Below are 10,156 nucleotides of genomic sequence, written 5' to 3'. Positions count from 1 at the left end.
CGATACCACGCCTGCCGTCGCATTCTTGCCGAAGAACAGCGCCTGAGGGCCCTTGAGGATTTCCAGGCGCCCGAGATCGAAGAAGCCTTCGTTGATCGTGCGTCCCTGGCCATAATAAATGCCGTCAACCACGACCGCGACCGACTGCTCCAGACCGATGGAGGTCGTGTTGGAGCCGATGCCGCGCAGGACAAGGGTCGCGCCCGATCCGCTCGGCGCGCGACCGATGACGAACTGCGGCGTCGAGGCAGCGACCCGCTCGAGATTGGAAAGATCGTAGCGCGATAGCTGCTCCCGCGTCAGCGCGGTGACCGCCACCGGAACATCCTGCGTCGTCTCGACCCGCTTGCGCGCGGTAACGACGATATCCTGGATGCCCCCTTCTTCCTGCGCGATGGCAGGGGTCGCCAAGCCGACGCAGAGAATCACTCCGGTCAACAGCCTGGCGCGCGCGGATTGCCTGCCCTTCATACACCCTTCCCCTTTATCTCTAGCGCTCTTTATGAACGCACTTGCGTTATTTTTTATCTGCTCATCACACTCAAAGAGCAAGAAGAGTCGAAGGGCACTAGCCAAAATAATAGGGAAAATCGGCCAAACACCTAACTCAACTGCGTCATCCTAGCTGCACTCGCCTTGTTTTCGAACGCAAATGCGTTAAACAGCGGACATGCATTTCTTCTTTCGGCAGACCATCGAGAGTCCGACGTTCGCGGCCGAGCTAAATCCCGCCAAGCGCCAGATCCTTCTTGCCGGTGAGAAGCTGTTTGCGCGCCAGGGGTTGGAAGGCACATCGCTGCGGGAAATCGCGGTGGCAGCCGGTCATGGCAACAACAACGCCGTCCGCTACCACTTTGGCAGCAAGGAAGGGCTGATGCAGGCGATCTTCGAGTATCGCGCAGGCCTGCTCGAACCGATACGTTTCGAGATGCTCCGCGAGGCGGAATCGGCAAATGCGCTACAGGATCTGCGCACCATCATCGCCATGATCTGTCTGCCTCATCTGGGCCTTCGGGACGATGAAGGCAATTATTCCTACGCCGCCTTCCTGATCCGCTATCTGCTGTATCAACGGCCCCAGGGGATCATGCACCCGGCGGATCGCGAAGGCCTTCCCGCGCTCCAGAAGATCCAGGAGCTCTTCTATGCGCGCCTGTCTTTCCTCAGCGCCGCCGCAGCCGAACGACGCCTCTTCTTCGCCACGATCTCCTTCCTCTCCACGCTCGTCAATCGCGAGAACAAGATCTCGCCCATCAGCGACGCAGAGTTCGTACCCACCGTGGAGGATGTGCTCGGGATGATCACCAGCGCGGTCGGCACGCCCGAGTTCGGGGCCGCTCCGCTGTTCGGCCTGCACGCGGGCTGACCGCGACAATCGCCCAATAAGCGGACATCCCGTTAACCATTATCGGCTAGCCTGCCGCGATGGCCAGTCTCGCCCCGCCCCTCGGCCGATCGACCTCGCACAGGCTCGCGATGCTTCGGCGGACGGTGCCGGCGGCGGTGCTGTTCGGCGGGATCGTCGGCTGGCTGAGCTATGATCTTCTCCTGCTCTGCCGCTTTCTCGGGTTCGGCGGCTTATGGGTGCATGCGGGCTGGGCGGGTCTGACACTCGCTCTGTTCTGGCTAATGACCCTGCCCCGCCGGATCGACCTCCTCGCGGGGCCGACGGTCGGCCGGCTGCTGCTCTGCATCGGTGGCACTACACTGCTGCTGGTCCTCGGCGGCGAAGGGCGGCTGCTCTACGCCAATGTCGACTGGCAGGTCCGCGATGCCGTGCTCAGCGACATGATCGAGAACCCCTGGCCCTTCGTCTATGCGGACGGAAATATCCTGCGGGCGCCGATCGGCATGTATCTCGCACCGGCACTCGTCGGCAAAGCCCTTGGCCGCAGCGCGGCCGACATCGCACTGCTGGCGCAGAATGCGCTGTTCCTGGGCATGCTCTTCGCGATCGGTTCGACACTCTTCCGGGACGGGCGCCGCCGGCTGATCGCGCTCACCATTTTCCTGCTGTTCAGCGGGCTCGACATCATCGGCCAGATCAAGGTCGGCCATGCAGCGGGGATCACGCCCACCGCGCATCTCGAAGGCTGGGGACCGTCCCAATTTTCGTCGACGATCACCCTCGCCTTCTGGGTGCCGCAGCATGCGCTCGCTGGCTGGTTCGGCGCGCTCGCCGTCCTGCTCTGGCGCGAGCGGAGGCTTGGCCTCGGCGCCTTGTTGATGCTGCCACCCCTGATCGCGCTCTGGTCGCCCTTTGCGGCGCTGGGTCTGATGCCCTTCCTCGCCTTAGCCTGCGCAGAGGGCGTCCGGCGGCGCACGATCCGGGCGGCGGACCTGCTGCTGCCGGGGGTAGCCACGGTCGTCGCCCTGCCGGCGCTTCTCTATCTGGCGTCAGAGTCGGACGCGGTAGGGCTGCGCGCCTTTCCGATCCGGCCCGACATCTACCTGAGCTTTCTCACTATCGAGATAATTCCCTTTCTGCTGATCGGCCTGGCCGGCCTGAAGGGGCGCTTCGGCGGACCGCTGTTCGGCTCGGCAGCACTGTTTCTGCTGGTGGCGCCGCTGGTCCAGATCGGCGGCTGGATCGACTTCGCGATGCGTGCGACGATTCCGGCGCTGGCGATCCTGATCGCGCATCTGGCCGACATGATGGGTGGCGGCTGGCAGGCATCGGTTCGCCGAAAGATCGCGCTGGTGGCGCTGCTGTGCGTCGGAGCGGCGACGCCGCTGACCGAGGTCCTGCGGGCGCTGAGCTTTCCCGCCAGCCCGATCGGCCATTGCCATGTCGCACGCGCCTGGGACGAGAGCTTCGCTGCCTTTCCCAAGTCCGGCTATTTCGCGCCCGTGGACAGCCTGCCGGCCGCGATGCGCCCGCGCCGACCGCATGTCGTGGCAGACGATGGAGTACTGGCCTGTTTCGACCGCCCCTGGCCGAGACCCGCCCTGTTCTAGCGCTTCCGCCAAGCGCGGTTTCCGTTCGCGCGCCAAATCTCTATGGAGCGCGCCATGGAGGAGAATCCTGAATCGCGCTCGCCCTGGCGAACCGAAGCCAGAGCGCTGATCGCGCTCAGCCTGCCGCTCGTCATCGCCAATCTCGGCTGGTCGGCGATATCCGCGACCGACCTGTTGCTGCTCGGCCGGCTCGGACCGGACGCGGTGGCCGCCGGCTCGCTGGCGCTCAACCTCTATCACGCCTTCCTGATCTCGGGCATCGGCCTGACCAGCGCCGTGTCGCCGCTGATCGCCAGCGAACGCGGCCGCAAGCTCCATTCGGTCCGCGATATCCGGCGCTCGGTCAGGCAGACAGCCTGGGCCGCCGGCCTTCTCTGCCTGCCCGCCTGGCTGCTGCTGTGGCAGGCCGAGGCAGTGCTGATAGCGATCGGCCAGGACCCAGAACTCGCCGCCCGCGCCACCGAATTGGTGCATGGCCTGCAATGGGGCCTGTTCCCCTATTTCCTCTTCCTGGTTCTGCGCAATTTCGTCGCCGCACTGGAAAAGCCGATCTGGGGCGTGATCGTCACCCTGCTGACCGTGCCGTTCAATGCGTTCGCCGGATGGGTGCTGATCTTCGGTCATCTCGGCCTGCCGGCCATGGGCCTGCGCGGAGCCGGGCTGGCGAGCCTGCTGACATCCTGCTTCATGGCGATCGGCATGGGGCTGGTGGTCATGCGCGACCGGCGCTTCCGCCGCTATCGCCTGTTCGGGCGCTTCTGGGTCGCAGACTGGCCGCGCTTCAAGACGGTATGGAAGATCGGCCTCCCGATCGCGATCACCGTCGGATTCGAGGCGACGGTATTCAACGCGGCGGTGTTCCTCATGGGCCTGATCGGACGCGCCGAGCTTGCCGCCCATGCGATCGCCATCCAGATCGCGGCGCTCTGCTTCATGGTGCCGATGGGCGTCGGACAGGCGGCGACGGTGCGGGTCGGCTATGCCCATGGGCGGGGCGATCCGGCGGCCGTGGGTCGCGCGGGATGGCTGCCGCTGGGCCTTGGAGGGGCCTTCTCCGCCGCTGCGTCGGCGCTGCTGCTCTTCGCCCCGCGCCCGCTGATCGGAGCGTTCATCGATGTCGACCTGCCCGCCAACATGATCGTGGTCGACCTCGCGGTCTCCTTCCTGGCGGTCGCTGCGCTGTTCCAGCTGGTCGACTGCACCCAGGCGATCGCCGCCGGCGTGCTGCGCGGCCTGCAGGACACCCGCGTTCCGATGATCTTCGCTGCCTTCGGCTATTGGGTCGTCGGGATCGGGACCGGCGTGCTGTTCGCGTTCAAGCTGCACCTCGACGGTGTGGGAATCTGGCTGGGGCTGGCGGCCGGGCTCGGCGTCGTCTCGGTGCTGCTCCTGTGGCGCTGGATGTGGCGGGAGCGGCTCGGGCTGCTCGAATTGCCGGTCGAACGGCGCGACTGAAACCGTGACGCGGTGGGTCTTTTGCTCCGCCGCCTCCTTCTTTATGCAGGCGCCATGACAGCACCTCACCCTTCCCGCCCGCTCCGCCTCGGCACAAGAGGATCGCCGCTGGCGCTGACCCAGGCCCGGATGACGATCGCCGCCCTGCGCGACGCACATGGCTGGCCCGAGGGCATGATCGAGATCGTCACCATCAAGACCAGCGGCGACCGCATTCAGGACCGACCGCTGGCGGAGGTCGGCGGCAAGGCGCTGTGGACCAAGGAGCTCGACCGCGCCCTGCAGGATGGCGAGATCGACTTCGCCGTCCATTCGATGAAGGATGTCGAGACGATCCGCCCGGCCGAGATCGTGATCGCCGCGATGCTGCCGCGAGCCGACGTGCGCGATCGGCTGATCGGCGCCGAAAGCCTGGCAGCCCTGCCGCCGTCGCCGCGCATTGGCACCTCCTCCCCGCGCCGCGCCGCGCAGGTGCGCCGCGCCCGGCCCGATGCGGAGGTGGTGCTGTTCCGGGGCAATGTCGACACGCGGCTGGCGAAGCTCGCTGCGGGCGAGGCGGATGCGACGTTGCTTGCCAGTGCCGGGCTCGAACGGCTCGGCCGGCCCGATGTCGGCCATCCGATTCCCGTGACCGACATGCTGCCGGCTCCGGCGCAAGGCGCGGTCGGGATCGAGACGCTGGCCGCGCGCGAGGAATTGCGCGCGATCCTCGGCGCAATCGACGATCCGTCGACCAATGCCTGCGTGTCGGCCGAACGGGCGCTGCTCGCGGCGCTCGGCGCGGATTGCCGTTCGCCGGTCGCGGCGCTGGCTGTGCGATCGGGCGCGGGGCTTCACATGCGCGCCGAGATCATGAGCGGGGACGGCGCAATCTGCCGCTCGGGTGAGGCGATGCTGCTGCAGACCAGCGATGCGGCGGCTCTCGCTGCACGCCTGCTCCACGACGCTCCGGCAGCGCTCGCTGAACTGTTCACCGGCGCATGAGCCGCCGTCCGCTGCTGATCCTGCGCCCCGAACCGGGCGCCACGATGACCGCGAAGAGTGCGCTCGAGCAAGGCTGGCGGCCGATCGTGGCGCCGATCTTCCGGATCGAAGCGCTCGCGTGGGAACCGCCGCCCGCCACCGATTATGACGCGCTGTTCGTGACCAGCGCCAATGCGGTGCGGCAGGCGGGCAAGGCACTGACCCGTTATCGCGACATGCCGGCCTATGCAGTCGGCGCGGCCACCGCCCGCGCGCTCAAATCCGCCGGCTTTACCCGGATCCGCACGGGTCGCGGTGACGCCGCAATGATGATGCTCACTGCCGCCGAGGAGGGGGTGACATCGGCGCTGCATCTCGCCGGCGAAGATCACCGCGACAGCGAACATCCGGACATCCGGCTCGACCGCCGCCTCGTCTATCGCAGCGCCGCCGCAGGCCGGCTGAGCGAGAAGGCCGAACTGGCCTTGCGCAGCGGCGAAGCGGTCGTCCTCCTCCATTCGGGCCGCGCAGGCGAACGCTTCGCGCAGTTGGTCGACGAAGCCGCCATCCCCCGGGCCGGCATCGGCATTGCCGCGCTCGCGCCAGCGGTGGCGGAGGCGGCGGGGCATGGCTGGGCTGCAACCATCGCGGCCGACATGCCGGATGATGCCGCGCTTCTGGCGGCGGCTGCCCGGCTGTGCCAATAAGGGCGTGCGACAGAGAGCGAGACGAACCGACGATGCAAGAACCAGCCGAAGTCTATGGTCGCCCGCGCCGCCCGTTCATCGCGATCCTGCTGGGTCTGCTGGTGGCACTGCTCGTCGGCATGGGCAGCATGGCCTGGCTGTTCTACCGCTATGACGAGGTCTCGGACCTCGTCAAACCGCGCCTGCCCGTGATCGTCCCGCCCGCAGCCCCCCAGGTACCGCCAACCCTGACCAACATCGCGCCGCCGCCCCCGGCAGCGGTGGTCGAGACGATCATCGATCAGCGCATCGGCCAGATCGAAGAGAAGGTAGAGGATATCGACGAGCGCACCGCCGCCGCCAGCAGCGAGGCGATGCGCGCCGAACGGCTGCTGGTCGCCTTCGCCGCGCGGCGTGCGATCGACCGGGGCGCTCCGCTCGGCTATCTCGAAGGCGTGCTGCGCGAGAAATTCGCCGGAGCCGATCCACGCGCGGTCGCCACCGTGATCAGCGCCAGCCGCCAGCCGGTGACGACCGACATGTTGCGCGACCAGCTCGAGGCGCTGCGTCCGCAACTGGAAGCAGGTGCCGAAGACGAAAGCTGGCTCGACGCGGTTCGCCGTGAGATCGGCGGGCTGATCGTGATCCGCAAGGCGGGCGTACCCTCGACCGCTCCGGTCGACCGCTTCGCCCGCGCGCAGGACGCGCTCGCCTCAGGCAATGTCGACAAGGCGCTGGCGGAAATTGCGCGGCTTCCCGCTCGTGCGGCGGCTGCGGACTGGATCGGCGCAGCCCGGCGTTATGTTCAGGCTCGGGCCGCCCTCGACCGGATCGAGAGCGCCGCCCTGCTCGAACCGGCCATGCCTGCGGCAAAGCCCGCAGCCGGACAATCCGCGGTTAGCGTGCCGATCGCGGGTGCACCGATCGCTGCCGGAAGTCGCTGACCGTCAGAAGTCGACCGCGATACCCTTGAGCTCCCAGTCGCCATAGCGGGTGGGATCGGGACCGTCGCGTCCGCCCGATTCGGCGGCGGGGCGCACCTCTTCTGGCTGCGGCACGGGGGGGCTCGGCGACAGATGCGCTGGGGCCTTGACGTGCGGCGGGCGCTTTCCGGCCATGGGGTTCATCCTCTGTTGGCGTTGATGCCGGATCGATCGACCTCCGATTGAACGGTCGGGCGATTGAACGGGCGGGACATGTCCCCCACATTGTCATCCTGAGGAGCGATGACAAGATGAACTTGGTACGTACCACGATGCTGCTGGCAGCGCTGACCGCGCTGTTCATGGCACTGGGCTTCACGATCGGCGGCTCGGGCGGCGCGTTGATCGCGTTGGCGGTGGCGGGCGTCATGAACCTGTTCACCTATTGGAATGCCGACAAGATCGTTCTGAAGATGCACGGCGCGCGCGAGGTCGACGCCGGCAACTGCCCCGAACTGGTCGGTCTCGTCCACGGCCTTGCCCGGCGCGCGAACATGCCGATGCCGAAGGTCTATGTGATCGACAGCGAGCATCCCAACGCCTTCGCCACCGGCCGCGATCCGCAGCACGCCGCCGTCGCCGCGACCACCGGCCTGCTCGCCATCCTCGACCGCGACGAGATCGAGGGCGTGATGGCGCATGAGCTTGCCCATGTCCGCAACCGCGACACGCTGATCATGACGATGACTGCGACGATCGCAGGTGCGATTTCTATGCTCGCCAATTTCGGCATGTTCTTCGGCGGCGGTCGCGATCGCGATGGCGGGCAGGTGCTGGCGACCATCCTGGCGGTGTTCGTTGCGCCCTTTGCCGCGATGATCGTTCAGATGGCGATCAGCCGCTCGCGCGAATATGGCGCGGATCGGGGCGGCGCGGAGATATCCGGAAAGCCGCATGCGCTCGCTTCGGCGCTGGCCAAGCTCGCCAACGGCGCGGCGCACATCCCGAACCCGGTGGCAGAGCGCAACCCTGCCGCATCCGCGCTGTACATCGTGCCCGGCTTTCGCCGGGGCGGCGACAGCCTGTTCTCGACGCATCCGGCGACGGAAAACCGGATCGCGCAGTTGCAGGACATCGCCCGCGAAATGGGCAGCCTGCCTGCTCCCGCGCGTCCCCTGGCGCGCACGGTTCCGCAGCATCGCGCCGGGGCTGTCTCCTCGGTGCCGAAGACCCGCCCCCGGGGCAGCGCGCTCGATCCCAACCGCCGCCGTTGAGGCGCAGCGAGCAGGGGGATAATGGACGACGTCGATGACGGTTCGCCCCCCGCGATCGAACGACTGGAGCGGTCGTTTCCTTTTCCGAACCATCAGGTGATTCCACCTGACTGGAAAACGCTCTAAGGGCTGGCCGGTGAAAGACTCTCCCCCCGGCACCCCCACGCGCCTTGCCGCGCTCAAGCTCCTCGATGCGGTCCTGCGGCGCGGCGCCCCGCTGGAAGCAGCGATGGACGGCGCATGCGCCGAACTCGACCGGGGCGACGACCGCGCCTTCGCCCATGCCATCGCGGCCGAAACGCTCCGTCGCCTCGACGATCTCGACCGCCTGATCGACGTCTCGACGGAACGGCCGCTGCCGCCGGACTCCAAGGCTCGCATGCTGCTCAGGATGGCGCTGGTGCAGGCGCTGGTCCTGAAGACGCCCGCCCATGCGGCGATCACGACGATCCTTCCGCTCGCCGACGGCGGCCCCCGCAAGCTGATTCATGCCGTTTTCAGCCGCACGATGCGCGAAGACGCAACGCTTCCCGATCCGCCGCATCTGCCCGCCGCCGTGGTCGATCGCTGGCAAAGGAGCTGGGGCGCGGAGGCGGTCGAAACCGCGCGTCGATCGCTCGCTGCGCCGCCGCCGGTCGACCTGACCATCAAAGCTGACGAGGACAGCGCGGTCTGGGCTGAGCGGCTGGAGGGCGTAAGTCTGCAGCCCGGCCATGTGCGCATCGCAGCGGGCCGCCGCATCGTCGATCTGCCGGGCTATGACGAGGGCAACTGGTGGGTCCAGGACATCGCCGCGAGCCTGCCCGCACGTCTGGCGGGGGCGGGCAAAGGCCGCAGGGCGCTCGATCTCTGTGCAGCCCCTGGCGGCAAGACCATGCAACTCGCGGCAGCCGGCTGGCAGGTGACGGCGGTGGACCAGTCGGACACAAGGCTGGCGCGGCTTCGTGAAAATCTCGAGCGGACCCGCCTCCGCGCCGATATCCACGTCGCCGATGCGGCCCAGTTTGCGGCGGAACAACCATTTGATCTGGTCTTGCTGGACGCTCCCTGCTCGGCCACCGGCATCTTCCGGCGCCACCCCGACGTCCTCCACCGCGCAACGGCAAGGATCATCGCCGACGCGGCCGAGCAGCAACTGCGACTGATCGCCCACGCCGCTTCGCTGGTGGCACCCGGCGGACGGCTGATCTACGCGGTCTGCTCGCTCGAAGCCGACGAGGGGGAACAGATCGCCAAGGGGTTCCTTGGCGGCCACGCCGATTGGCGACTCGATCCCGTACAGCCCGAAGAACTGCCGATCGGTATCGTCGCGGACAAGGTCGGGCGGGTGCGCGTGAAGCCAGGCACGCTGGCCGACAGCGGTGGGGCCGATGGTTTCTTCATCGCGCGTTTCACCCGCAAGGGATAATCCAAAAACTGTACCATAGAGTACGAAATGATTGACAGAACAGCCGAGGCGCGGCAGGGCGAAAACTGTACGACCTAGTACAGCGTTCGACTCGCAATCCGCCTTCGGAGTCCGGTGATGGCACCCAATGATGTTCCTGCCGAGACGCTGCGCGGCGGACGCCTTCTCGCCGCCGGGATCGTGCTGGCCCTCGCCAATTTCATGGTCGTGCTCGATACGACGATCGCCAATGTCTCGGTCCCGCACATCGCGGGATCATTGGGGATATCGGCGTCGCAGGGGACGTGGATCATCACCTCCTATGCCGTGGCCGAGGCCATCTGCGTTCCGCTGACCGGCTGGCTGGCGATGCGCTTCGGCGCCGTCCGTACCTTCGCCGTCGCCATGCTCGGCTTCGGGCTGTTCTCGGTGCTCTGCGGACTGTCGACCACGCTCACCATGCTGGTGGCCTGCTGCGTCGGGCAGGGGCTGTGCGGCGGCCCGCTGATG

11 protein-coding genes are annotated in these 10,156 nt (G+C 67.3%); 9 read left to right on the top strand and 2 right to left on the bottom strand.

The annotated features are described in order from the left end of the window. A partial coding sequence (locus tag KAY22_RS19660; RefSeq protein ID WP_296624971.1) for a Plug domain-containing protein occupies positions 1–471 on the bottom strand: 471 nt, incomplete at its 3' end. Between the two features lie 199 nt (positions 472–670). Here KAY22_RS19660 and KAY22_RS19655 point away from each other — a divergent pair. From KAY22_RS19655 to KAY22_RS19630, 6 genes are read left to right on the top strand one after another with little or no spacing between them, the layout of a single operon-like run. Further along, positions 671–1,366, top strand: a complete 696-nt coding sequence (locus tag KAY22_RS19655) for a TetR/AcrR family transcriptional regulator (RefSeq protein ID WP_296624970.1) — start codon at positions 671–673, stop codon at positions 1,364–1,366. 59 nt (positions 1,367–1,425) lie between these two features. Continuing rightward, positions 1,426–2,958, top strand: a complete 1,533-nt coding sequence (locus KAY22_RS19650) for a hypothetical protein (protein ID WP_296624969.1) — start codon at positions 1,426–1,428, stop codon at positions 2,956–2,958. Between the two features lie 54 nt (positions 2,959–3,012). Then, positions 3,013–4,413: an MATE family efflux transporter gene (locus KAY22_RS19645; protein ID WP_296624968.1), complete on the top strand. Its 1,401-nt coding sequence runs from the start codon at positions 3,013–3,015 to the stop codon at positions 4,411–4,413. A gap of 54 nt (positions 4,414–4,467) precedes the next feature. Continuing rightward, positions 4,468–5,397, top strand: a complete 930-nt coding sequence (gene hemC / locus KAY22_RS19640; RefSeq protein ID WP_296624967.1) for a hydroxymethylbilane synthase — start codon at positions 4,468–4,470, stop codon at positions 5,395–5,397. Beyond that, positions 5,394–6,083, top strand: coding sequence for a uroporphyrinogen-III synthase (locus tag KAY22_RS19635; protein WP_296624966.1), 690 nt, complete (start codon positions 5,394–5,396; stop codon positions 6,081–6,083). Before hemC ends, KAY22_RS19635 begins: the two co-directional genes overlap by 4 nt. 32 nt (positions 6,084–6,115) lie before the next feature. Next, on the top strand, positions 6,116–7,006 hold the full coding sequence (locus KAY22_RS19630) for a hypothetical protein (protein WP_296624965.1): 891 nt from the start codon (positions 6,116–6,118) through the stop codon (positions 7,004–7,006). A 3-nt stretch (positions 7,007–7,009) separates the two neighbouring features. Here the strand turns inward: KAY22_RS19630 and KAY22_RS19625 are convergent, their stop codons facing one another. Continuing rightward, positions 7,010–7,189, bottom strand: coding sequence for a DUF1674 domain-containing protein (locus KAY22_RS19625; RefSeq protein ID WP_296624964.1), 180 nt, complete (start codon positions 7,187–7,189; stop codon positions 7,010–7,012). A 107-nt stretch (positions 7,190–7,296) separates the two neighbouring features. On the opposite strand from KAY22_RS19625, the gene htpX reads away from it, so the two are divergent. The 3 genes from htpX to KAY22_RS19610 form a co-directional block, all read left to right on the top strand. After that, the gene (gene htpX, locus KAY22_RS19620; RefSeq protein WP_296624963.1) at positions 7,297–8,259 is read left to right on the top strand and encodes a zinc metalloprotease HtpX; all 963 of its coding nucleotides are present in this window, start codon (positions 7,297–7,299) and stop codon (positions 8,257–8,259) included. 136 nt (positions 8,260–8,395) lie between these two features. Beyond that, positions 8,396–9,667 (top strand): RsmB/NOP family class I SAM-dependent RNA methyltransferase, encoded by a 1,272-nt coding sequence (locus KAY22_RS19615; protein WP_296624962.1) that lies wholly within the window; start codon positions 8,396–8,398, stop codon positions 9,665–9,667. 117 nt (positions 9,668–9,784) lie between these two features. After that, positions 9,785–10,156, top strand: a 372-nt coding sequence (locus KAY22_RS19610) for an MFS transporter (protein WP_296624961.1), incomplete at its 3' end; no start/stop codon positions are given.

The organism is Rhizorhabdus sp. (assembly GCF_018006725.1).
Taxonomy (GTDB): domain Bacteria; phylum Pseudomonadota; class Alphaproteobacteria; order Sphingomonadales; family Sphingomonadaceae; genus Rhizorhabdus.
Note: the sequence above shows the minus strand (reverse complement) of the source record. Positions and strands in the feature narration are given on the sequence as shown.